This is a genomic window from Acidimicrobiales bacterium, from assembly GCA_041394265.1.
Classification (GTDB): domain Bacteria; phylum Actinomycetota; class Acidimicrobiia; order Acidimicrobiales; family SZUA-35; genus JBBQUN01.
Genome location: JAWKIO010000005.1, coordinates 3,112,523 through 3,136,053, shown reverse-complemented (window position 1 = coordinate 3,136,053; position 23,531 = coordinate 3,112,523). Strand labels below are relative to the sequence as shown.

Annotated in this window: 19 protein-coding genes; 2 read left to right on the top strand and 17 right to left on the bottom strand. The window is 68.0% G+C overall.

Features of this window, described 5'->3' with window-relative positions:
- Positions 1 to 7: 7 nt before the first annotated feature.
- Genes R2733_15380 through R2733_15350 form a run of 7 tightly spaced genes read right to left on the bottom strand, consistent with a single transcriptional unit; the run spans position 8 to position 7,991 of the window.
- Positions 8 to 1,117: a cellulase family glycosylhydrolase gene (locus tag R2733_15380; GenBank protein ID MEZ5377888.1), complete on the bottom strand. Its 1,110-nt coding sequence runs from the start codon at positions 1,115 to 1,117 to the stop codon at positions 8 to 10.
- Positions 1,114 to 1,908 (bottom strand): polysaccharide deacetylase family protein, encoded by a 795-nt coding sequence (locus tag R2733_15375; protein MEZ5377887.1) that lies wholly within the window; start codon positions 1,906 to 1,908, stop codon positions 1,114 to 1,116. Before R2733_15375 ends, R2733_15380 begins: the two co-directional genes overlap by 4 nt.
- Positions 1,905 to 3,023, bottom strand: a complete 1,119-nt coding sequence (locus R2733_15370) for a glycosyltransferase family 4 protein (protein ID MEZ5377886.1) — start codon at positions 3,021 to 3,023, stop codon at positions 1,905 to 1,907. The genes R2733_15375 and R2733_15370 overlap by 4 nt, the downstream gene beginning before the upstream one ends.
- A gap of 4 nt (positions 3,024 to 3,027) precedes the next feature.
- The gene (locus R2733_15365; GenBank protein MEZ5377885.1) at positions 3,028 to 4,146 is read right to left on the bottom strand and encodes a glycosyltransferase family 4 protein; all 1,119 of its coding nucleotides are present in this window, start codon (positions 4,144 to 4,146) and stop codon (positions 3,028 to 3,030) included.
- Positions 4,147 to 4,171: 25 nt separating this feature from the next.
- Positions 4,172 to 5,218, bottom strand: a complete 1,047-nt coding sequence (locus R2733_15360) for a glycosyltransferase family 1 protein (GenBank protein ID MEZ5377884.1) — start codon at positions 5,216 to 5,218, stop codon at positions 4,172 to 4,174.
- Positions 5,200 to 6,504, bottom strand: a complete 1,305-nt coding sequence (locus tag R2733_15355; protein MEZ5377883.1) for a hypothetical protein — start codon at positions 6,502 to 6,504, stop codon at positions 5,200 to 5,202. Before R2733_15355 ends, R2733_15360 begins: the two co-directional genes overlap by 19 nt.
- Positions 6,501 to 7,991, bottom strand: a complete 1,491-nt coding sequence (locus R2733_15350) for a flippase (protein ID MEZ5377882.1) — start codon at positions 7,989 to 7,991, stop codon at positions 6,501 to 6,503. The genes R2733_15355 and R2733_15350 overlap by 4 nt, the downstream gene beginning before the upstream one ends.
- Positions 7,992 to 8,108: 117 nt before the next feature.
- Between R2733_15350 and R2733_15345 the strand changes: the two genes are divergently transcribed.
- The gene (locus tag R2733_15345) at positions 8,109 to 8,957 is read left to right on the top strand and encodes a hypothetical protein (protein ID MEZ5377881.1); all 849 of its coding nucleotides are present in this window, start codon (positions 8,109 to 8,111) and stop codon (positions 8,955 to 8,957) included.
- 7 nt (positions 8,958 to 8,964) lie between these two features.
- Here the strand turns inward: R2733_15345 and R2733_15340 are convergent, their stop codons facing one another.
- The 9 genes from R2733_15340 to R2733_15300 all read right to left on the bottom strand — a co-directional run bounded on the left by R2733_15340 (position 8,965) and on the right by R2733_15300 (position 20,635).
- Entirely contained in the window at positions 8,965 to 10,224 is a 1,260-nt protein-coding gene (locus R2733_15340; protein ID MEZ5377880.1) for a competence/damage-inducible protein A, read from the bottom strand.
- Positions 10,225 to 10,272: 48 nt separating this feature from the next.
- Positions 10,273 to 12,525, bottom strand: a complete 2,253-nt coding sequence (locus tag R2733_15335) for a bifunctional diguanylate cyclase/phosphodiesterase (GenBank protein ID MEZ5377879.1) — start codon at positions 12,523 to 12,525, stop codon at positions 10,273 to 10,275.
- A gap of 116 nt (positions 12,526 to 12,641) precedes the next feature.
- On the bottom strand, positions 12,642 to 13,235 hold the full coding sequence (locus tag R2733_15330) for a CDP-alcohol phosphatidyltransferase family protein (protein ID MEZ5377878.1): 594 nt from the start codon (positions 13,233 to 13,235) through the stop codon (positions 12,642 to 12,644).
- Complete coding sequence (gene rimO / locus R2733_15325; protein MEZ5377877.1) at positions 13,232 to 14,602, bottom strand: 30S ribosomal protein S12 methylthiotransferase RimO; 1,371 nt, start codon at positions 14,600 to 14,602, stop codon at positions 13,232 to 13,234. Before rimO ends, R2733_15330 begins: the two co-directional genes overlap by 4 nt.
- A 47-nt stretch (positions 14,603 to 14,649) precedes the next feature.
- Positions 14,650 to 15,198, bottom strand: coding sequence for a copper resistance protein CopC (locus R2733_15320; protein ID MEZ5377876.1), 549 nt, complete (start codon positions 15,196 to 15,198; stop codon positions 14,650 to 14,652).
- A 7-nt stretch (positions 15,199 to 15,205) separates the two neighbouring features.
- A complete protein-coding gene (locus R2733_15315) occupies positions 15,206 to 16,123 on the bottom strand; it encodes an SMP-30/gluconolactonase/LRE family protein (GenBank protein ID MEZ5377875.1) in 918 nt (305 codons plus the stop codon).
- On the bottom strand, positions 16,120 to 16,770 hold the full coding sequence (locus tag R2733_15310) for a VOC family protein (GenBank protein ID MEZ5377874.1): 651 nt from the start codon (positions 16,768 to 16,770) through the stop codon (positions 16,120 to 16,122). The genes R2733_15315 and R2733_15310 overlap by 4 nt, the downstream gene beginning before the upstream one ends.
- A 10-nt stretch (positions 16,771 to 16,780) precedes the next feature.
- A complete protein-coding gene (locus tag R2733_15305) occupies positions 16,781 to 17,737 on the bottom strand; it encodes a calcium/sodium antiporter (protein MEZ5377873.1) in 957 nt (318 codons plus the stop codon).
- 96 nt (positions 17,738 to 17,833) lie between these two features.
- Positions 17,834 to 20,635, bottom strand: coding sequence for a DNA translocase FtsK (locus tag R2733_15300; GenBank protein ID MEZ5377872.1), 2,802 nt, complete (start codon positions 20,633 to 20,635; stop codon positions 17,834 to 17,836).
- Positions 20,636 to 21,099: 464 nt separating this feature from the next.
- Between R2733_15300 and R2733_15295 the strand changes: the two genes are divergently transcribed.
- Complete coding sequence (locus R2733_15295) at positions 21,100 to 22,680, top strand: DUF4173 domain-containing protein (GenBank protein MEZ5377871.1); 1,581 nt, start codon at positions 21,100 to 21,102, stop codon at positions 22,678 to 22,680.
- 5 nt (positions 22,681 to 22,685) lie between these two features.
- Here the strand turns inward: R2733_15295 and R2733_15290 are convergent, their stop codons facing one another.
- Positions 22,686 to 23,396 (bottom strand): TetR/AcrR family transcriptional regulator, encoded by a 711-nt coding sequence (locus tag R2733_15290; GenBank protein ID MEZ5377870.1) that lies wholly within the window; start codon positions 23,394 to 23,396, stop codon positions 22,686 to 22,688.
- Positions 23,397 to 23,531 lie beyond the last annotated feature (135 nt).

Sequence of the window (23,531 nt, the reverse complement as noted above, 5' to 3'; positions counted from 1 at the left end):
AGAACCATCACCAGCAGTCGCCGTCGAACGAGCCTGGCGATGCCAGCAGCTCAGCGAGCGCGGTCCACGACGGGCGATCGGTGCCATCGGCATCGATGAGACCGAAGGGCAGTTCGTCGGCCGGCTCGATGGCATCACGCAGGGCGTAGACGAATACGGGGCCGGTGAAGGGCGACGGCTGGGCGCACGCCACGCCTTCGACCACGATGTCGGCCTGGCGGCTGGGATCATCTGGATCGAACGGGGCACCGAACTCGGTGAGCCAGAGCGGCAGCGGGGCGCCGGCCGCGCCATCGACCAGCACGGCGATCTCCGGAAGCCGACCGTAGGTGTTCCATTGCTCGTCTCGGTCGGTCGGATCGGCCGGGAAGCTGTAGGGGTGGATCCCGACGGCGTCGAGCGTGCCGGGCGCAAGTACGGCGAACATCTCGCTCAGGAACGTTTCGGGCGCGACCGAATTCCCCGCTTCATCGACCGCCGGTGCCAGACCGCCACTGATGATGAACGCCTCGGGGTCGGCTTGGCGGATCGCCGCTGCGGCCGCTGACGCCAGATCGGCGTAGGCCACCGGGTCGGGCGACGGCGCCCAGAAGTTCGACAGGTTCGGCTCGTTCCACAGCTCCCACGTATGCACGCCTTGCGGGGCGTAGCGCTCGGCGGCAGCGGCGGCGAACCGTGCGAATTCGGTGGGATCGAGGGGGGCGAACTTGTCGGAATCGGCGTCACCGTTCGCCCACCACGGCGTGTAGGCGAGGAGCGCGTCGACTTCGAGATCGTGGGCGAGCGCAGCCTCGATCAGCCGGTCGGTGGTTGACCAGTCGAAGTCCCCTCGCTCGGGTTCGATCACCGACCATGGGAGATCGAGGCGGATCCAGGTGATCCCCGCCGCACGGAGCCGTTCGAGGTCGGCGGCGAGGTCGTCGTCGCTCAGTCGGGCGATGCCGCTGCCGGGAGCGATGCCCATCTCGATTTCCATGGTGGGCACTCCTGCGTCGTCACGTTCGAACGGTGTTGCCGCCACGACACCGGGCACGGCGAGATCCTCGCTCGGCGACGACGCCGCGAGACCGGCGAAGACGCCGATCGCGGCCGCCCAATGGATCCACGAACCCCTCACGGGATGACCGCCCCGACCGCGTCGAGCTGGTGGTCCGGCCACGACGTCGCCGACCTCAGCAGGTGATAGCGGAGCCGCAGCGGGGTCATGTGGGTCCCCATGGTCAGTCTCGGCAATACGAATGGGTCTTCGTCGCCCAGGATTCGGCCGTTGAGAAAGGTGAAGGCGGCCCGGTAGCCGGCGTCGGCCGCCAACCGCCGAACCTCTGCGTCGTGATGCCCCGACGGGTAGGCCAGCAGGTCGATCGGGCCACCGGTGAGAAGCTCGAGATCGCGACGCGAGTCGCCCAACTCGTGCTCGACCTGCGAGGCCGAAAGGATGGGCAGCGAGGCGTGCGACACCGTGTGTGAGGCCAACTCGAGCCCGGCATCGGTGAGCGCCACCAGTTCGCTTTCGGTGAGGGTGCGCTGCACCTCGGGCCACCACGGTGGTTCCACGCCGAGATGTCCGGTGACGGTGAACACGGTGGCCGTGAGTCCTCGTGCGCTCAACTCCGGGACGGCGTGCTCGAGGACGCCGAGCAGCGCGTCGTCGAACGTGATGACCCCGAGCCGGTCGACGGGATCACCGGCGGCGAGCGCGTCGACGAGCCGTCGCAGCGACACGATCTCGATCCCCAAGTCGGCGAGCACGTCGAGATGGCGGGCGAACAGGCGCCGTCCGACGGTCATGCCGGCTGCGTCGACGTCGTCGGCGACCAGATCGTGGTAGCCGAGGACGACCGCGCCCGACGCTGCTCGCCGCCGCGGGAGCTGGCGCAGTGCGGAGATCGGTCCCTCGAATCGGCTCACGATCGGCCTCCAAGCTCCCGGGGCGACGCCGCTGCGGTGAGGACGTCGATCAGCCGGCACACCGTGCGATCGATGTCGTAGACCGCCTCGTATCGCGCTCGTCCGGCCGCCCCCATGCGGGCTCGCATCGCCGGGTCGTTGACCAGTTCTGCCAGCGCCTTTCCCATGGCATCGGGGTCGTGCGGAGGGACGTGTCGGCCGGTCTCACCGTCGATGACCATCTCGGTGATCCCGGCAACCGGAGTCGCCACCACCGGCAGGCCCGCCGCCATGGCCTCGATCACGGCGTTGGGTGCCTGATCGATGGTCGACGGGAACGCCAAGATGTCGGCGTCGGCCAGGATCTGCCACAGCCGAGCGTCGCCCTGATCGAGGTCGTCGACCACCGACAACCCAGGGGCCGGCGGCACCGGGTCCTTGGTGACGAGGAGCAGATCGGCTCGGTCGGCAACGTGGTTGCGCCACGCCTCGATCAGCTCGAGGCCACCTTTGCGCTCGAGCTGCCGCCCGAGGAAGACGATCACGGGTCGATCCGAGCGGTCGGCCGATCGTTCACCGACGGGTGCTGCGATGCCGGAGGGGCTGACGACCAGCTGGTCGCCGGCCAGGCCGTAGTCGGCGCGTAGCGACGACGCCGCCCACTCGGAGTTCGCGACGACCGTGTGCGCCTGGGCGAACACCCGCTGTTCGAACCACTTGGACAGCGGCACCGTCCACGGCGTGAAACGGGTGGGCGCCCGATACGGCAGCCGGTAGGCGTTGCGGGCGTTGGTGGTGTCGAGGCTGACGACGAGCGGCCGGCGGCGAAGCAGACCGATGCTCGCCAGGCCGGCGTTCTGCGTGTAGAGGTGAACCACGTCGGCGTTGTCGATGAGGCGGCGCAGCCGCCGACGCACGGCGAAGCTCAACGCCAATTGCGCCCGCAGCGGCTGGAGGTCGAGGTCGAGACGACCGAGCAGGGGAAGCGAGGCGCCGACGATCCGTCGAAGGAGTCCGGCCGGTGGCGCATCGAGGAACGTCGCCTCGACCTCGGGGTGGTGCTCGAGTGCGCGACGGAGGTGGTGGTGGACGGTCGCGTGGCCACCGATGTTCTCGTTGACGAACAGCACCTTCACGCGATCACTGCTCCCGCTTGACCAGTTCGGCGTGCACCGTGACCCGGAAGTCCGATTCGAGTTGATCGCGGCGCAGGAGATCGGCCACCAACTTGCGACCGGCTTGCCCCAACGTGTGTCGACGGGACGAGTTGGCGAGCAGCGTCGTGATCGCCTCGGCCAGCGCCGCCGGGTCGCCGGGTTCGACGATGAGCCCGGTGTCGAGGGCGATCTCGGGGGCACCGCCGTGATTGGTGACGATCACCGGAAGGCCGAGGCTCATCGCCTCGAGCACCGACAGCGGCCCGGCCTCGGGCTCGACACTCGCCGACACCGCGATCGTCCACTTCTGCATCACCGAGTCGGTGTCTTCGGTGTGACCGAGGAACGACACCCGACCGGCGAGATCGGGCTGCGCGGCACGCTCGCGGAGCTGCGCTTCGTAGGGGCCGTCTTTCGGCAGCGTTCCGCCGAGCAGTTCGGCGCGGGCCGGGGGGTCGACCAGTGCCATCGCCTCGAGCAGGACGTGCTGTCCCTTCCAGTGCGTGAGCACGGCATTCAGACCGATGACCGGATCGTCGTCGGTCGGCTCGGCCTCCTCGGTCCGGGGATTGATCCCGTTGCGGACCACCGTGGTCGGGATCCCCATGGCCCGTGACAGCTCGGCCGACGCCTCCGACACCGGGATCGACCGATCGACGACCGAGGCCGACCACTTCGCCATCCGCTCCAGGTCCGGTCGCGTGATCACGTCGTGCACCAACCAGGCCACCGGGGTCTCGACCCCGAGCGCCCGCAGCAGCTTGAGGACGGGCAGGCACAGCACCGAGTTGGCGATGATCACGTCGGCCCGGCGCGCTTCTCGCCACAGCGGGCGCAACGCTCGCAGGTTGTTGAGCGCGAGCCACGCTGCGGCAAGGGGCCTGGGCCCTCCACCGAGCTTGAGTTCGGGAACACGCACACGCCGGATGCCGTCGGACTCGATCCGGTCGGCGGCCGGGCCGTCGGGACACGCAATCGCCCAGGTGTCGCCGAATGACGGACCAGCCAGCGCATGACGGATCAAGACTCGCTCGGCACCCGACAACACCCCGGTGGGGGTGACGCCGAGCACCGTCATCGTCTCCTTTACGTTCGTTCGCATTGCCTCGCCCATTCCGCCATCGGCCTCACCAGGTCACCCCGAGTTGTCGGTAGACCTCGATCGTCGCCGCCGCCGTGTCGTCCCATGAGAGCCGCTCGACGGCCTCGCGACCCAACCGTAGGAGTTTGGCCCGCTGCTGTTCGTCGGACAACGCGGCCCGGAGCGCCTCGGTCAGCTGATCGAGATCGCCCGGCGCCACGAGATCGAAGTCGTCGGCGAGCACCTCGGGAAGCGCGCCGACCGCTGAAGCGACCACCGCAGCGCCGCACGCCATCGCCTCGATCGGCGGGAGGCCGAACCCTTCGTAGCGGGACGGGTACGCGACCACCGTCGCCGAGCCGTACAGCGGAGCGAGATCGGCGGCGGGCACGTAGCCGAGAAGGCGCACGTCGGCACCCTCGGGCAGGTCGGCTTCGAGCGCACCGGCGAGCACGAGGAGGACATCGAGGCGACGACACGCCTCGACGAGACCGGCCACATCCTTGCGGGGCTCGATGGTGCCGACGTGCAGTACGAAGCGATCGGGCAGTCCGTAGCGGCGAACAACCTCGGCTCGCTCATCGGCGGTCGACGGCTGCATCTCGGGTGCCGGTGCAAGGTGGATCACGGTTGCCGCGCGCCCGAACCGATTGCCGATGGCGTCGGCGGTGAACTTCGACACGGCGATCAAGGCGTCGGCCGAGCGCACGCCCTTCGCCACGGCGACCCGCTCGCCGGCGGCCCGGTAGCGAGAGAATGCCCATGGCACATCGAAGACGGAAAGGTCGTGGACGGTGGCGACCGTGGGTGCGTCAACACGCCACGGCAGGTCGACGTCGAGCCCATGCACGAGGTCGGCGTCATGCACCGGACGCCATCCCTCGATCAACCGGCGAGCACCCTTGCTGACCGGACGGGCGACGGCCTCGACACCGCTCGGCAATTCGCTGACCGCGTCGCGCTGGACCCGGGCAGCGAGCTCTACCGAATCGGGCAGCTGGGCCCGCAGCCCTCGGATGAGCTCGCGGCTGTAGGTCTGCACGCCGCTTCCACCGGGACGGAGGGCGAGCGCGTTCAGGACGATCGACGGCATAGCGATGTCATCACCCCCAGGAGGAGCCAGAAGAGAAGATCCACCGGGAAGATCTCCCAGTAGGTGGCGACGGTGCCCGCCCCGATGGGTGCGATCGTCGCGGCCACGATCCCGAAGCCGAGCCCGGCGTCGCGTGACACTCCGAGGCCGCCGTGCTCCGATGCGAGCGATCGGGCGACGCGATGCCCGTGGACAGCGGCCGCGCCCAGCACCCACAACAACAACCACAGACCGATCGGGCCCAGCTCGATCCAGGTCTTCACGTACTGATTGTCGGCCTGGTAGCGCTGGGGTCCGGTGTCGGCACCGAGGAGGGCACCGCCGTCGCCCGACGCAGCGGTCTCGAGTTTCTCGGCGGCTGCGCCGGTGGACCCGATGCCCTCACCGATCGGGTGCACACCCTGGCTGCCGACTTCGCTGACCCATCCGGTCGCTCGTTCCTGCAAGCTCGATGCCGAGAAGATCGCCCCACCGGCACCGGACGCCACGACGATCAGCACGATCACGGGAAGTGCGAACAGTCCGTGGCCGAGCACCCGGTAGCGCACGATCCCCAGGTACACCAGCCCCAGTGCGAGCCCGAGGAACGCCCCACGCACGATGGCGGTGGACATCCCGAAGAACAGCACCGGCAGCGCCGCAAGGAACAGCTGATTGCGCCGCCGACCTCGATCCTCGAGCGCCACCGGCAGTCCGACCAGGATCACGATCATCACGAAGAAGGCAAACGGGAACGGCTGGTTGAAGGTGGAGAACGAGCGCAGGTAGTCGCCGGCGAAGCGGATCACCTCGTTGTACTCATAGCCCATCCGGTTGAGTGCCTCATGGCCAACGAGCTGTTGGGCGATGCCAACGACGGACGTCACGAAGCCGCCGAACATCAGCACGCTCACCAACCGGTCGCGGTCGCGACCATCGAACGGGCACCAGAACAGGGTGAGGGGCAGCAACAGGAACGTGTAGCTGATCTTGAATCCGAGGACCGACTGCAGCGAAGGATGGACGGCGACCGACACCAAGGACCAGGCCACCAGCACGATCGCCGGAACGGCCCACGGAGGTCGGTCGTTGCGGCGAGGCCGCGTCGGCCATTCGAGCACCGCCAACCCGAAGGCGAAGGCGACCAGCGCCTCCTTCCACGCATCGACCACACGCGGCAGGCGAGCGATGAGCAACAGCCCGTCGAACGGGGCCAGGGCCACCACCAGCAACACGACCGACTGCGGTCGAAGCGACCGCTTGGCATCGACGGACGGCACTGCGCTGCCACGTACGAGACCGGTCACGACGCTCGCCCCTCGATCAGGCCTCGCAACCCCTGTTGCCCCGTGGCGCCCGAGCGGTCGACCGCCACGAGGTACAGCGCCCCGGTGAGGACGGCCGCCACCAGCCACGGCAGCGTCGCCGACAGACCGAGGCCGACGGCGATCGACCCTGCCATCACGACCGGCAGACGACCCAACGAGCCCAGGCCCGACGGGAGCAGATCACCCTCGCGGTGCGCCCACCACAACAGAATGGCGAGCACGAGCGACTCGGTGCCGAGCGTCGCCGCTGCGGCGCCCTCGATCGAGAACCGAGGAATGAGCACGGCGTTGGCGGCGATGTTCACACCGAGTCCGGCCAGCGTGATGAGCGGGTACGCCTTCTGCCGTCCCACACTGATCATCACGGCGATCAGCAGCGCCGAGCCGAACGCCAGCACCTCGCCCGACACCGCCAGGCTCGTGGCCAACCCGGCGGGCGCGAACTCCGAACCGTAGAGCAACGACACGGCGGGTTCAGCGAAGAGCCACACGCCGACGACCACGCCGCCACCGATCACCGCGAGCAACATCGCGCCACTGCGTATGTGGCCGAGGAACTCGTCGGTCCGCTCGGGCCAGGCCGCCGCCAGCGGGGCGAGAATCGCCACGGTCAGCGATCCCGGGATGAAGTGGACGAGATCGACGAACTTGTAGGCGACCCCGTAGAGACCGACAGCTTCGAAGTCGGCGATCGACGCCAGCATGATGGAGTCGACGCGGTAGTAGAGCGTGGCGAAGGCGGCACCGGCCGAGAGGGGAACCGCCTCCTTCAACATCACCCACCACAGCCTCAGGTCGACCCGGTACCGGAACGGGATCAGTCGATGCGAGGCCGGCACCTTCCACAGCATCACGAGCGCGGCATTGAGCACGCCGGGGACCGTGTACCAAACGAGCGAGCTGCCCCGGACGACGAGTGCCACGGTGAGGGCGATCTGCGCGAGCTGCCCCAGCGTGTCGGCGACGGCGATGCGAGCCAACCGACCCGTCACCTGGAAGGCGGCGTCGTAGGCGCTCGATGGGGTGGCGAGCACCACGATCAGGCCGGCGACGGCGGTGGCCTTGGGAACGGGATCGGGGTAGTCGGCGAGGGTGACCACCGCCAGGGCCAGGGCGTAGCCGAGCAGGCCGAGCGTCGTGCGCAGCAGGATGTAGGTGCCGGCAAGTCGATCACGATCGGGGGCGTCGCCCACCAACCCGCCGATGACGATCCGGCCGACCCCGAGATCGGTCACGATCGACAGCATGCCGAGCAGGCTGAACACGAGGGTGAACTGGCCGAACGCCTCGGTGCTGAGATCGCGAGCGATCAGGACCGTGCCGCTCCAACCGAGCACGGCGATGACGAGACGACCAACGACCAGCGCTGCGGTGTTGGCAAGAAGGCCCGGCTTCACGGGCTCGTCTTCGTGCACTGGAGCCAAGGTGGACCTCATGTCGCCGTCGGTGCGGCGGCCGTCTCCCATCGGCGCACCGTAGGAAGTATCGCAGCACCTCGGGGTGCTCCCCACGGGTCGATTCGCTCACGTCGTCGGGCACTTCGCCCACGATGCGTTGACTGGCACGACGCTACGCTCGGCCCCATGGCCCTGCTTCGTCTGTCCGGCGACGGTTCGCCCGACCCGGCATTCCTGTCGGCGTTCACGGTCGAGCATTCGCTGGTCGGCCACCCGCTCCTCCAAAGTCACGCGATCGCGGCGTTGGCCGGACGCCTTCCCGCGGGCAGCATCGAGGTCGGCGGCGATCAGGGCGCCGTGATCGCGGGTCTCGACTACGAGCGCCGCTTGCTCACCGACGACGCCGAGCAAGCCGTGCTCGACCTCGCGCATCAGCACCGGTCCCTCTACTTCTACGACATCGAGACCGACGCCGAGATGGCCCCGCTGGTCGCCGAACTGATCGAGGCGGGTCGATTGCTGTTGGGGGTGGATCGTGACGACATGGTGTCGGAAGAGGGCTATCTCTTCATCGCCGGTGAGACCGCAGTGACCAGTGCACACGTCGACCACGAGTGCAACTTCCTGCTGGTGACCGAAGGGCACAAACGGGTGTGGCTCGCTCCCGTCGGTGATCCCGAGGGCGAGATCGCGCTCGAGGCGTTGCACTCGGGCCGCTACGGCACCTGCAATGCGAAACCGTCCGACATGCGTCCCTACGACCTCGGTCCCGGCGACGGCATCTTCATCCCTCCACGCTCGGCGCACTACGTCGAGAACGGTCCGGGGCCGTGCACGGCGCTGTCGGTGGTGTTCCTCCACCGACAGACCCGCGACGAGGTCCCGGTCTACGCCTGGAACGCACGCCTCCGCCGGCTCGGGTTGTCGCCCACAGTCCCGGGGGAATCGCCGTGGCGCGATCGGCTGAAGCGCGACTCGTTCAACACCGCGCACGCCGTCTGGGCCCGACGCCCGAAGGCGCTCGCACGCGGCTGACGTCCGCTCAGCCGGCCAGGATCCGGCGCAACAAGTCGAGCAGTGTGATGGTCGAGAACTGCCGGATGCGCTCGCGATCGCCCGGTAGGCGAACGGTCGTGGCGATGGCACCTTCGTCGGAGGCCACCGCAAGGCACACCGTGCCGACCGGTTTGCCCTCGGCTTCGTCGGGTCCTGCCACCCCGGTGGTGGCCAGCCCGATGTCGGTGCCCATCACCCGTCGCACGCCCTCGGCCATGGACACGGCGGCGTCTTCGGTGACGACCGGCCCTTCGGGTACGCCGAGCAGCTGGAACTTGACCTTCGAGTCGTAGGCGACGACCCCGCCGGTGAACGTGGCGCTGGCGCCCGGCACCGAGGCGATACGACCGGCCACGTACCCTCCCGTGAGCGACTCCGCGACCGACACCGTGAGCCCTCGCTCGATCAGGGAGCGCACGACCACCGCCTCCATGTTGTCGTCGTCGTAGCCGAACACCAGGTGACCGATCAGCGGTTCGAGCACGGCCTGCTCGGCGTCGAGCATGGCAACGGCGGCGGCCTCGTCGGCGGCCCGGGCCGTGATGCGGACCTTCAGCCCCTCGACCCCCGACGCCAAGAACGCGAGGGTCGGGTTCCCGATCTCGTCGAGCTCGGAGATGCGATCGGCGAGGATCTCGGCCAGGCCCGACTCCGACGTGCCCCAGGTCCGAAGCACCCGGCTGCGGATGACCGCTCGCTCCCCCGAACGGGCGACCAGATCCTCGAGGATGAAGCCCTCGACCATTTCCTTCATTTCGTACGGCACGCCAGGTACGGCGTAGACGACCTTGTCGACTGCCGCCCCGTCGGGCCCGGTGACCGTGATCGGACAACGCAGGCCGGGCGCCGTTCCCGGCTGTTGGGGAATGGTGGTCGCCCCAACGGGCACCATCGCCTGACGCAGATTGTTGTCGGGCATCGCCCGACCGCGGCTGGCGAACATCTCGGTGATGCGAGCCACGATGGTCTCGTCACGGACGAGCTCGACTCCCATGAGTTCGGCGATGACTTCGCGGGTGAGGTCGTCTTGCGTCGGACCGAGACCTCCACAGCAGATGACGGCGTCGCTCCGCGAGAGTGCCAGTTCGATGACCTCGCGGATCCGGGCCGGGTTGTCGCCAACCTTGGTCTGGTAGTGTGAGTTCAGCCCGACGAGTGCGAGCTGCTCACCGATCCACGACGAGTTGGTGTCGACGATCTGGCCCAGGAGCAGTTCGGTTCCGACAGCGACGACTTCGACACGCATGACCGCAGGCTAGTGCGGCTCTGCTCGCCCCAGCGTTGCCGGCTCTGCTCAGCCCAGCGTTGCCGGTCGTGTTGCCGGGCAGAGGTCGCTCGTGATCGTGGCGCCCGAGGCCGGACGTCCGGTGAGGTACCCCTGCACATGGGTGATGCCGGAAGCAGCGAGCGAGGTCCGCTGGGCGTCGGTCTCGACCCCCTCGCAGACCACTGGCGCCTGCAGCACGCTGGCGATCGACACGATGGCCGACATGATGGCGCACGCATCGGTGGCGTCGCCGCCCGCCTGCTGGCGCATCGCGGTGAGGGTCAGCAGGAGCGAGCGGTCGATCTTGATCACGTCGAACGGCACGGTCAGCAGCTGACCGAGATTCGAGTAGCCGGATCCGAAGTCGTCGATCGAGATCCTGATGCCGGCTGCCCGCAGCTGCTCGAGCCGGGCGATGGCGACACCGGCGTGATCGAGTGCGGTGGACTCGGTCACCTCGACCACCAGCCTCGACGGAGGAACGCCCCACGCGGCTGCCGTCTCCAACACACACGGGACGAACCGCTCGTCGGCCAGCTGGCGGGGTGAGACGTTGAACGACACGGTGATCGACGGGTCGATTCCCGCTTCGATCCAGGCGGCGAACTGGCAGAACACCGAGTCGATCACCCACTTGCCGATCTCGCAGATGTCGCCCGTCGTCTCGGCGACCGGGACGAACTCGTCGGGACTGACCGGTCCGAGTTCGGGACTCGTCCACCGCAGCAACGCCTCGAGCCCGGTCACCGTGCCGGAGTGGATCTCGACGATCGGCTGGTACATCACGTGGAACTCGGCGTCGTGGTCGGCGGTGCGAAGGGCGGCGGCGATCCGGTCGGTACGCGCCGACGAGTCGGCGACCAGCGGGTCGTGCATGACCACACTCGATCCCCCCCGCCGCTTCGATTCGTACATGGCGACGTCGGCCTCACGCAGCAGGCCGTCGACCCTCGAGGGCTCGGCGGTCGTGGCTACGCCGACACTGGTGCGCACCCGCTCGACCCGTGAGCCCAACCGGAACGGGTCGTCGAAGGCGGCCAGGAGCGCTCGGGCCTGGGTCTCGGCATCGGCGACGGACGCCACGCTCGGTGCGATCAGAGCGAACTCGTCGCCGCCGAGACGGAGCAGGACGTGATCCTCGGCCTTGGCGCCGTTCAGACGCTCGGCGACACGAATCAGTAGTTCGTCACCGGCTGCATGGCCGAGGGTGTCGTTGATCGACTTGAAGCCATCGATGTCGAGCGTCATCACGGCGGTCAAACCGCCACACTCGGTCAGGCGGTTCGATGCGGTCACGAGCGCTCGCTGCAGCACTCGACGGTTGGGCAGCCCGGTCAGGTGGTCGGTGTCGGCCTGGCGCTGCAGCTCGTCGCGCAGCAGCACTTCGTTGGTGATGTTGCGTGCGGTGACCACGTGCCCGTCGACGGTGCGGTTGTCGCTCAAGTCCGAGACCCGTATCTGGTACCAGCCCCACACTCCCGACTGATCTCGTAGCGAGAACACCGCGGAGTCCCCCGAGGCATCAGCTCGGCGCAGGTGATCTCGGAGCGCGTCGCGCTTGGCCGGGCTGGCGAGGGCGACGAGATCCTCACGCGCTCCGAACTCGAGTCCCAGGAGCCGATTGCCGGACTCCGAGCGATACACGATCCGTCCCCCGAGGTCGATCACGAAGGCGCTGTCAGGCGAGTCGTCGAGCAACGCCTCGAGGCGTCGCCCCTCTCGGGCCTGGAGTTCTGCCCGCTCACGATCATGCTCGCTGCGGAAGCGTGACTTCAGCACCAGCCAGAACCCGACCATCACCGCCAGGCTCGCCAGCACCACGGCGCCGAGCGCACGCTGCTCCGCGGCGATGGCTCCGCTCTCCGCCTCATCCGCGGCATGTGCGAGCAGGTCGTGGAGCTCACCGTGACCGTGGATCTCGTGACCCCGGGCACCGTGGTCGAGCAGCGTGAGGCTGTTGGCGGCGATCTCATCGAGCAGTTCGTTCGCCCGGTTGGCATCACCGGGCGACAGAGGGCGTAGCGCCATCTCCCGATTGGTCGACAGCGCAAGGACCGCATGACCGAGCTGGAGACCGCCGGGCTGCTCGCCATCGAGCAGGAGCGAGTCGGCGGCAGCGAGCGTCATGGCAGCGACCTGGAGGTCGGAGGCGGCCGTGGCAATGTGCCGCTGCTCGCTCGCGTGGGTCCAGGCCGCGCCGGCGGTGCCGACGGCGAGAAGGACGACGAGCGCGAGGGCGACGGCAAAGGTCGTCTTGAGAATGCCGCTGTCGTTTCCCATGCCAAGCCGTCTGCCCGCAGCTCGACTCCGAGACTGTCAGGCACCGCCCTGGAAGCTTCGGCAGGTCAGGGCGGACAATGAAGCGGAATCGTCCGAATGGACCAGATGTAAACGGCTCAGCCCAGCGGGCGTTCCACCGCCCCGGTGGTACTCATGGCGTCTCGCCCATCGATCAGATATTGCACCGCCGTGACCACGGTGAAAACCACCGAAACGTACAGCAGCACATCGGCGACCCACAGCGCACCGTCGAGGAGCGGCAGCATCGCCGCTGCGATCGCAATGCCCTGGATGAAGACCTTGTACTTGGCCGAGCGCCGCGCCGGGATCGCGAGTCCACGTCGACTCCAGTACGAGCGGTACATCTGGATCCCGACCTCACGTATCAGGATCACCACCATCGGCCAGAGCGGGAAGCGACCGATCTCGACGAGCGCGAAGCCCGCAAGGAGCACGACCAGCTTGTCGGCCAGCGGGTCGAAGAAGGCGCCGAACTTCGTGGGTGCGGCGTTGCGGGCGAGCTTGCCGTCGAAGAAGTCGGTGGCACCCATCGCCCAGCCGAGCGTGAAGTTCAACCAGGTGGGATTGGAGCGGAGGATGAGCAGCGCCAGCACCGGAGCCAGGAAGAAGCGGCTGATGGTCAGCACGTTGGCCGCGATGGCCGCACGGGAGCTGCCGATCAGGTCGACCGGTGGCATCGCCGCACTCACGACATCGCTCCTGCCCCGGCGCCATTGGCCACGGCATCGTCGACCGGCACGGCGTCGAGGTCAGGTCCCTCGGCCCCGGTGATTTCGACCTCGACGAAAGCCCCGACGCTGAGATGTTCGGGCACCCGCACCACGCCGTCGATCTCGGGGGCTTCGCGGTGGGACCGAGCCTCACCCGGAGCGTCGATGAGCACCCGCATGGTCTCGCCGATCAGGTCGTCGCGCCGTTCGGCGGTGATCCGGTCCTGCAGCTCGACGAGCTCGGCCAGGCGCTCCTGGGCCAGCCCCGCCGGCACCTTGGCGTCGAGGTCGGCCGCATAGGTGCCCGACTCCTCGGAGTAGGGAAAGAAGCCGCACCAGTCGAGTCGGGTCTGTTCGACGAACTCGATGAGCGCGTCGTGGTCGTCTTCGGTCTCGCCGGGATAGCCCACGATGAAGTTGGAGCGGAACGTTGCATCTGGCTCCCGGGCCCGGATCGCGTCGATGCGTTCGCTGAAGATCGAACCGTCGCCCCAGCGACGCATGCGTCGCAACAACGGACGAGACACGTGCTGCAGGGAGAGATCGAAGTAGGGCACGCCGGTGGCGCAGATGGTGTCGATGAGGGCGTCGGTGAGGTCGGACGGATAGAGGTAGAGCAGTCGGACCCGCTCGACGCGGTCGGCCACCGCCCGAACGAGCGGGATGATGTTGCGCTCGCCCTGCCCCTGGTCGCGCCCGTAGGCGGCCAGGTCTTGGGCAACCAGCACGATCTCGTGCGCTGCGAGCTGGTCGACCTCGGCCAGGATCGAGTCGATCGATCGGCTGCGCTGCTTGCCCCGGAACGAGGGAATGGCACAGAAGCCGCAGTTGCGGTCGCAGCCTTCGGCCACCTTGACGTACGCCCAAGGCGAGGCCGACGCCGGTCGTGGGAGCTCGAGCAGGTCCATCGACGGAACGGTCGGAGCGGACGGGTCACCGTTGGTCGAGCGCCGGGTGGGGCTGAGCCCGACCAGCACACCGCCACCAGCGGGCGCAGGCGGTGTGAGGGCGACACCGAAGCCGGCGACACGGTCGATCTCGGGGAGCAACTCGGCGAGTTCGTCGCCGTAGCGTTCGGCCATGCACCCGGTGACGACGATTTCGGAACCGTCGCGTCGAAGATCGTCGAGCGACAGGATCGTGTCGATCGACTCCTGGCGGGCTTCTTCGACGAAGGCGCAGGTGTTGACCACGACGAGGTCGGCTTGATCCGGCGAGTCGGCACGGACCATCCCATCGGCGACGAGCGTGCCGAGGAGTTTGTCGGAATCGACCTGGTTCTTCGGGCAGCCGAGGGTTTCGATGAAGAAGGTCTTGGGCGCCGCTGGGGAGTCTGGTTCAGGCACGGTTCGACAAGCCTACGCGAGGACGGCGCCGTCCCGATGGAGCGGCGTCAGGCGGTGATCCGGGCCAGGGCCCGGCGGCGACGGCGCAGGCGCTCGGCGAGCGCGATCACGGCGACGATGACCGGCACGAGCACGAGCCAGGTTCGCCAGGAGGTCCCCGAGCGCTCGACGATGGTGGGCCCGCTGATCGGCAGCGGCGCCGGCGCCGTGCGGTCGAACTCGAACGCATGCCCGAGCTCGACCCGATCGTCGTCGATCGAGAGGAACGCGTATCGAACCCGGTAGATGCCTTCGTCGGCGAGCGGCGCAAACGCCAGCTCGAACTGTTGTGGCGTGATGGTCGCCACCGTGGCGTCGAGGAGCCGGCCGTCCGGCCCCTCGATGGCGGCATCGAGCTCGGTGATGGGCTCGTCGAACACGAGCTGCACCCGATCGATGGTGCCGCCGGCCGGTTGGCCGACCGCCGGCGAGGCGGCCAGGAGATTGGCGTGCGCCGCCACACTCGAAGGCCAATTGGCCAGCACGCCAACGGCCAATGCGGCCAGGAGTCGCAACGAACGCCGACTCGAGCGACGTGCGATGTGCTCGACAACCACCGATGCGTCAGTAGGCGAGTGCGAGACCCGGTGTCTCCCAGGTGCAGCTGACGAGCCGCCCGGTCGCCGACAGCGTGACGAACGCCGTCTGGAGGCCTTCGCCGCCGAAGCAGATGTTCGTGGTCAACGGATCGGGGAACGCGACGTGATGGTGCGCACCCTCGGGGCTCACGACGGTGATGCCGCCATTGCGGATGGTGGCAACGCAGATGTTGCCCTCGCCGTCGACCGCCAGGGAGTCGAACAACGGACCGCCCTCGGGGTCGGCGAGGACCTCGCCTCGATGCTCGGGTCCGAAGTAGCCCTCGATCTCGCCCGGCCCCGACAGCTGCCACTGGTAGAGACGCCCCTCGTAGGTCTCGGCGACGTACAGCCGGGAGCCGTCGGGGGACAGACCGACGCCGTTCGGCGCCAGCAGCGGGTAGACCACCTCGCGCACCTCGGAGCCGTCGGCCTTGGCGTAGTAGAGCCCGCCGCGATCGCGTTCGCGAGGACGGTTCTTGCCGTGATCGGTGAACCAGAAGCCACCTGTCGAGTCGAAGACGATGTCGTTCGGGCCGCGAAGCCCGTGACCGCCGACCTCGGTGTAGAGGTCTTCGACCTCACCGGTCTCGATGTCGACTCGCTGGATCTTGCCACCGGTGTAGTCGGCCGGCTGATTGCCGGGCAGCAGGAGGCCATTGACCTCATGCCACTCGAACCCGCCGTTGTTGCAGACATAGACCTTGCCATCGGGCCCGATCGCCGCACCGTTGGGTCCGCCGCCGCACTCGGCGACGACCTCGACGCTCCCGTCGGTGCCGACTCGGCTCAGGGTGCCTCGAGCGATCTCGACCAGGATCACCGAGCCGTCGGGCATGGCGATGGGGCCTTCAGGGAAGCGGAGTCCGCTGGCCAGTTCGGTGATGTCGGGAGTGGTGCTCATGCTGCTCCGATGTCGAGGACGCCGTTCGGTGTCTGGATGGATGCGTTCAGCATTGGTCGATCAGCAGGCGTGACGCCAATCGTCAGGCCGAGTGCGTCGAACATGGCGGCCAACGGTTCGCTGGCCGGCGACTCGACCGACAGCTCGAGCAGTTCCGCCCCGCCGGGCAGCGACTGCGACGGGTGCGGCGTGTCGCCCCACTCGATCAGGAACGGTTGGGCACCGCCGTGTTCGGCGAGGTCGGGGACGGCCAGCCGCCAGGAAAGACGCACACCATCGGGGCGGAGTCTCGACATGGCGACGATGGGACCGGGAGTGAGGCCGACCGAGGCGACGGTCGCGACGGCCGACTCGAGATCATCGACCGAGACGGCGAAGGTGACGAAGGTGGGGACCTCGGGAGGAAGGTCGTCGATACCGAACGACCGGGGCTCGGGCGGCGTCGGCTGTTCCGGATCGGGCCCGATCAGTTCGAGGTAGGTGGTGGCCCCCACACCGCCGGCCAGGCCGACCAGCGCGTTCCGGGTGCCCCGACCGTCGTGTGCTCCCCCATCGACCGCATGCACGCCGGTGCGCTCGTCCCACCACCGGCGGAGCCAGGCAAGGTCGGTGGCGGCGATGACGAGGTGATCGATCTGGGCGGGCATGGCCCCTTTTCTATGCCGCTTCGCTGACGTAGCTCAACACGAGGAACGAAAAGAACACCATCAGCAGCACGATGCCTTCGACCCGCTCGAACCGTCCACGAGTCCGCATGGCGACATACGCACCGAGGGCGACCACCAGCATGAAGCCGGTGTCGAGGGTGTCGAGCGAGGGGTCGACGATGGGCCCGGACCCGAGGATCGCCACCGTGCCGCCGACGGCCAGCGAGTTGAACAGGTTCGAGCCGAGCAGGTTGCCGACGATCAGTTCGGTCTGGCGCGCTCGTGCGGCAGCAAGGGCGGTGACGAGTTCGGGCAGCGAGGTGCCGATCGCAACGATCGTGACGCCGACAAATCCGCCGCTGACGCCGAGTTCGTCGGCCAGTCGGAGCGCTCCCCAAACGAGCACCCACGCGCCGACGATCGTGATGATCAAACCTGCGAGGGTTCGCAAGGTTTCGACCCGAGCCTGGAGATCACCGTGCCCGGCGAGCTCCTCGACCTCATGGGTCAGCTCGGCGACGTCGTTGCCGTCGCCCTTGATGATTCGGTGGAGGAAGCCGGCAAGAACGACGAAGAGGGCAACGCCCAGAGGCCAGTTCATGCCAAGACGAAGCACGATGGCGAACAGCACGACCGATGCCAACGACAGTGGCGCTTCGCGCCGGAGTACGCCCGCCGTGATCCCGATGGGCAGCACGAGGGCGGCGGCCCCGAGGATGAGCGAGAGGTTGGCGATGTTCGAACCGATGATGTTGCCGACACCGACGTCGATGTCGCCGCCGGCGGCGGCGATGCCCGACACCAGGAGTTCCGGCGCGCTGGTCCCGAAGCCGACGATGATCGCACCGACGACCACCGGCGAGATCTTGAAGATCAGCGCCAAGCGAGTCGCACCGAGGACGAACTCGTCGGCCGCCTTCCAGAGACAGCCGACACCGGCGGCAACAGCAAGAAGGGCGAGCAGCATCAGGGCAGGCTAGGCAGCAATGGGCGCGGTCCGCGGCGACGACGTCCTGACATCGGTGCGGCTCGCCGCTGCGCTGCGCTCACACTGCGCCCGACGTCACGACGGCGTCCGGTACCCGGGTGGTGGGGCGAGGGCCGGATCGAAGTCGCCGTCGAGGTCGAAGTCGTCGGACGAGTCCGGCGCCGAACCCAGCCGTGAGGCCAGGGTGTCCTGCTCGTCGTCGTCGAAGATCGACCGCACGGGCGGCTCCTCGCCGTGCGATGGGCTCGGGGCGGACGAGGTGTCATCGAACAGCGGCCGATCGGGTGCGGTGACCTCACGCAGGCTGATCGGCTCGTCATGCCCGGTTGCCGCCCGGGTCGGTGCGCTGCTCGAAGCGATCGGCGCAGCAGCCGGGCTCGCCGGGGGATTCGCCGACGGAGTGGTACCGGCCGACGCACCGCCGCCCTGGCTCCGCATGGCGGCGGGCCAGCGACCGGCATCGAGATCGTCGGGGGTCATGAGGACGTCACGAGCCTTGGAGCCGACCGATGGGCCGACCACCCCGCGCTCTTCGAGCAGGTCCATGAGTCGACCGGCTCGAGCGAAGCCGACGCGCAGCTTGCGCTGCAGCATCGAGGTCGAGCCGAGCTGCGAACGGACGATGAGCTCCATGGCCTGGAGCAGGAGGTCGTCGTCGCCCTCGTCTCCCGTGGTGCCCCCGGGAATGGCCGCAGCCGCCTCGGACACCTCCTCGCCCTGCACACGAGAGTCGAACACGACGTCGGGCGCCTGGTCTCGCCAGTGCTCGACGATCTGGTTGACCTCGGTCTCGGTGACCCAGGCGCCCTGGAATCGAGCCGGCGTGCTGGTGGAGCCGTCGAGCAACAGGCCGTCGCCCTTGCCGACCAATCGTTCAGCGCCCTGCTGATCGAGCACGACGCGGGAGTCGGTGAGGCTCGACACGGCGAAGGCGAGACGGGCCGGGACGTTGGCCTTGATCAGACCGGTGATGACGTTGGTCGACGGACGCTGGGTGGCGATCACGAGGTGGATACCGACCGCACGCGCCTTCTGGGCGATACGGCAGATCGACTCCTCCACGTCACGCGCCGCCACCATCATGAGGTCGGCCAGCTCGTCGAGGATGATGACGATGTACGACATCCGCTCGTACTCCTGCAGTTCCCCATCGGGACCCATGCGGGGTGCGAATCGGCCCTCGTCGACCGCCTCGTTGTAGCCGTCGATGTCGCGCACGTGGACGTCAGAAAGCAGGTCGTAGCGACGCTCCATCTCCCGGACGCCCCACGCCAGAGCGTTGGCGGCCTTCTTCGGATCGGTGACCACCTCGGTGAGCAGGTGGGGCAGGCCCTCGTATTGCGTGAGCTCGACTCGCTTCGGGTCGACCAGGATCAGCCGCACCTGATCGGGGGTGGTGCGCATGAGCAGAGAGGTCAGCATCGTGTTGATGCACGACGACTTGCCCGAACCCGTCTGGCCGGCGACGAGTAGGTGGGGCATCTTCGCCAGGTTGGCCATGACGGTCTTGCCGGTGATGTCGCGGCCGAGCGCGACCTCGAGCGGATGCGTCGACTTGCTCGCCTCTTCCGAGAACAGCAGATCGCCGGCGGTGATCATCTGGCGGCGCACGTTCGGCACCTCGACCCCGATGGCCTGCTTGCCCGGGATCGGGGCGAGGATGCGGACGTCGGGCGTCGCCATCGCGTAGGCGATGTCCTTGTGCAGGCTGGTGACGCGGTTGACCTTCACACCCGGACCGAGTTCGAGTTCGAAACGGCTGACGGTGGGGCCGACGACCACGCCGATCAGGCGGGTCTCGACGCCGTGTTCGGCGAGCGCGTGCTCGAGCTGGCGTCCGGTCTTCTCGACCGTGACCCGGTCGACTTCCTGACCCTCGCTCTGCACGAGAATCTCCATGGACGGCAGATGCCAGATGCCGTCGGGGGCCTGCGGGGCGACGACCGAAGGATCGCTGATCATCACCGGCGGGGCCGGCACCTCGATCACCGGTGTCGGGCCGGCATCGGCCCAGCGCACCGGTTGGGTCTCGTCGCCTTCGGCGGCTGCGGCCGAGTCGTCGTCGTTGTTCTTGCCCTTGCCTCGTCCGACGACCGGCACCTCGCCGGTCGGCAGATCGCTGATCGACGGGCCATCGTCGACGTTCGGCTGCCGGAGGTCGATGTACTGCTCCTGGTCGAACAGTTCGACGTTGACGCCGGTACCCCACCCATCGCTCGCACCGCCCGTGGTAGCGGGCGCGACCGGCGTCTCGGGGAACTCGAGGTCGAGGAACGCCGCCTTCTTCTTCGCCGGCTTCTTCTTTGCCGGCTCGGTGTCGCCGGCCTTCTTTGCGTTGCGCTCGGCCTTGGCCTCGACGCTGCGGGAGGCCTCCCACCAGTCGAGGAACTGATCACGCAGGCTCGAACCGCCCTCGGCCAACACGTCGGCGGCGAATCCGAGTGAGAGCGAGGTGAGGATGACGAGCGCGACGAGCACCATGGTGACCGTGATCACCAACTCGCCCCAGTAACCGAAGTAGCGCTCCATCGTGCCGCCGATGTTGACGCCGATCCAGCCGCCGGCACCGGACAGCCGCTCGACCGATGACCCCCAGCCTGGGCGACCGCCCACGAGGTCGAGGACGGCGAAGAGCGCAAATCCCAGGAGGAACCACGAGATCACCTCACCCCGGGGACGCAGCGCTCGACGCTTGGCGTCGACGGTGCGCAGCCGCTGGAATCCGGCGAGCGCCAGCGCCAACGGGAGCCCGTAGCGCGCCAGGCCGAAGAAGGCGCCGAGACCGACGGCCAGCCAGCGGCCGACGACGCCGGTGGCGGGGGTGTACAGGGCAAGGCCGAGGAAGATGCCGAGTGACAACAGGATGATTCCCTGCACTTCGGCTCGCTGATCTCGGGCGCGACGAGAGGACCCTGAACGGGTCTTCGATCGTCCACCCGCAGCCCCCCGACCGGAACGTTGAGTCCGATTCGATGTAACCACAGTGCGGTCACTCTAGCGGGTGACGTCGCCACGTTGAGGGAGCACCCCAGATCTCCCCCTCCACCCGCTCCCCCGCCCCCGTTCTGTGCGCCATTCTCACCGCCCCCACCGTTCTGTGCGTCAAACTTCCCGCAGACGGGAAGAACGACGCACAGTTCGGGATTGGCGGTGGGTTTGACGCACAGAACCGGCCGCACCGGGAGGACCGAGCGACTGCACGACACCTTCACATGAGCGGTGAGCGCCCCACACCATCGGCCTTCGACACTGCTGGGCGGAGGTCCACCGTGACGAACACACCGCCCCATCCCCCGCAGCCACCGAATCGGCCGGAACCGACAGCACCGGCATCGACATCGATGTCGACATCTTCCCAGGCGTCGACGATTGTCGACCCCGAGTTGACGCCACCACCACCCGAGCAACCGCCACCCGAGCAACCGCCACTCGACCAACCGCAGCTGCCGAGGCCGCAGGTCGAGCCGGTCAACATTCGGCGACGCGACCTGGCGGCCGTCCTGGCCGTCGGCGTGGCCTGCGACCTCGCCGTCCGGCGCCCACCGGGAGCGAATGTGGCCGGCACCCTGCTGTTCACCACCATTGCGCTCGGCTTCTTCGTCACCGGCCGAGCGACCACGCCGTTCGTCCGCCGGAGCCTTGCGGCCGCAATCGGCTTCGCTGTCATGCTGTCGGTCCGCACTGACCCCCGGCTCGTCGCCTTCAACCTGCTGGCATCGGCGGGCCTGCTGGTGCTTGCTGCCGCCCCGCCCGAGCGTTGGTTCGACACTCGACCCATCCAGGGTCTCCGCAATGCCGTGATGGCCCTGGCGGTCGCAATCGGGTTCATGGTCGAGGTACCACGGCAAGCCCGTGCTCACCAGCGCCGTGCCAGCGAGGCCGGCGCCGCCCGCCACGTACTGGCAGTCGGGCGTGGACTCCTGCTGGCGCTCCCGATCGTGGTGGTGATCGCCAGCCTCCTTGCATCGGCGGATGCCGTGTTCGCCTCGTTCTTCGACTCCGTCCCCTTCCACGCTCTCGACTCAGCCGGCCATGCCGCCCTGATCGCCATGGGGAGCATCGGCATGGCCCTCCTGTTCCGACTACGGGCGACCACGACCGAGCGGTCCGACACGCCATCGGCACCGCGCTTGGGACGGACCGAAGCCATCGTGACCCTGGCGCTCCTCGACGTCTTGTTTCTCGTGTTCGCCGTGGCACAGGTCGTTGCCCGGGTCGACGTCGACAACTCGACGGTCCTCGACCACGCACTGGCCGATCGCGGGCTGACCTACAAGGAGCACGCACGTCAAGGCTTCTTCCAACTGCTGTGGGTTGCAGCGATCACGATGACCGTCCTGCTCTCGCTGCGCTCCATGATCGGTGAGACAGCGCGCACGACGCGGGGTTTCCGAGTCCCCGCACTTCTCGCCGTCGCACTCACCTACCTCATCATCGCGGTGGCATTCACCCGACTCCAGCTCTACATCGGCGACAACGGCTTGACCCCGCTTCGCTTCTACAGCTCGGTGTTCTCCGTGTGGATCGGCGTGGGGTTCGCGATGGTGAGCCTGCGCCTCCTCGAGTGGCGACCCGATCGCGCCTGGATGCTGCCCGCCCTCGTCACGTCCGGTCTGACCACCCTCGCCGGCCTCGACCTGGCGAACCCGGAGGCGATCATCGCTCGTGACGCTCTGGCTCGCAACGAACGCTCGGTGCTCTGGCATGTGGACAAGCTGAGCGGCGACGGGATCGCCGTGCTGGTCGACGGGATGGGGACACTCGACCCCGACCTGCAGATCGAACTCAGCGACACGCTGTGTTCGGTCGCTCTCGGTCGTCGCGGCGATCTCATCGACGGCGGCGACGGGTTCCTCGACTGGAACGTCGGTCGAAGCCGAGGCCGAGATGCCGTAGTCGAGCTGTGCGCCTTCGACCGGTAGCACCCTCAGCCAACGAGACCCATGTGCCGAGCCATGAGATCGACCTGATATCGGAACAGCGGCTCGGCCTCGTCGAAGGTGTTCTTGAACGTGCCGAACAACTCGAAGTTGATCATGCCGAACACCATGGCCCAGGCACCCAACCCCTGGAGCAACCGGGCCTGATCGACCGGGCCCGGCATGTTCGCAACGAGCGCCTCGAGTTGCTGGGCCAGGAGCGGGTCGACCGGCAGGGGTTCGGCGATCGGTGAACCACCGACGGCGGCGTCGATGTCGACCAGCAACGTGAGCATGAGGTAGGGCACCCGGGTGGCAGGGTCGATCGTGTCGTCGGGCGCGGCGAATCCTGGCACGGGCGTGCCGTAGATCAGGGCGTATTCGTGGGGATGGTCGATGGCCCACCGCCGGGTGGCCAGCGCAATGCTGCGCCATCGCTCGAGGAGGAGGTCTCGTTCGACGGCCGCTTCGGCCTGTTCGCAGGCGTCGCCCAGTGCGTTGTAGGCATCGATGATGAGCGCGGTGAGCAGAGCATCGCGACTGGCGAAGTAGCGGTAGAGCGCCGACGACACCATGCCGAGTTCCCGGGAGATGGCACGGAGTGACAGCGCGTCGGCGCCGTGCTCGGCGAGCTGTCGCCTGGCCTCCTCCTTGATCTCGTTGGTGAGCTCCTCACGAGCTCGTTCACGAACGGTACGGGCGGTGCTGCGACGGGCCATGGCGCCCATCCTGACCTAGATCAAGAGCAATGACAACAAATGTGAGCACTGCTCTTGACGAGACGATCCCGATCGGTCAGAGTTCGAAATCAAGAGCACTGCTCTTCTATCGGATCAACGATCACTCACCACGAG

Coding starts and splice junctions, on each gene's coding strand:
- R2733_15365 (MEZ5377885.1), bottom strand. CDS start 4,146: ATGCGAACGAACGTAAAGGAGACGATGACGGTGCTCGGCGTCACCCCC.
- R2733_15360 (MEZ5377884.1), bottom strand. CDS start 5,218: ATGCCGTCGATCGTCCTGAACGCGCTCGCCCTCCGTCCCGGTGGAAGC.
- R2733_15350 (MEZ5377882.1), bottom strand. CDS start 7,991: ATGGGAGACGGCCGCCGCACCGACGGCGACATGAGGTCCACCTTGGCT.
- R2733_15345 (MEZ5377881.1), top strand. CDS start 8,109: ATGGCCCTGCTTCGTCTGTCCGGCGACGGTTCGCCCGACCCGGCATTC.
- R2733_15340 (MEZ5377880.1), bottom strand. CDS start 10,224: ATGCGTGTCGAAGTCGTCGCTGTCGGAACCGAACTGCTCCTGGGCCAG.
- R2733_15335 (MEZ5377879.1), bottom strand. CDS start 12,525: ATGGGAAACGACAGCGGCATTCTCAAGACGACCTTTGCCGTCGCCCTC.
- R2733_15315 (MEZ5377875.1), bottom strand. CDS start 16,123: ATGAGCACCACTCCCGACATCACCGAACTGGCCAGCGGACTCCGCTTC.
- R2733_15310 (MEZ5377874.1), bottom strand. CDS start 16,770: ATGCCCGCCCAGATCGATCACCTCGTCATCGCCGCCACCGACCTTGCC.
- R2733_15305 (MEZ5377873.1), bottom strand. CDS start 17,737: ATGCTGCTCGCCCTTCTTGCTGTTGCCGCCGGTGTCGGCTGTCTCTGG.
- R2733_15295 (MEZ5377871.1), top strand. CDS start 21,100: ATGTCGACATCTTCCCAGGCGTCGACGATTGTCGACCCCGAGTTGACG.
- R2733_15290 (MEZ5377870.1), bottom strand. CDS start 23,396: ATGGCCCGTCGCAGCACCGCCCGTACCGTTCGTGAACGAGCTCGTGAG.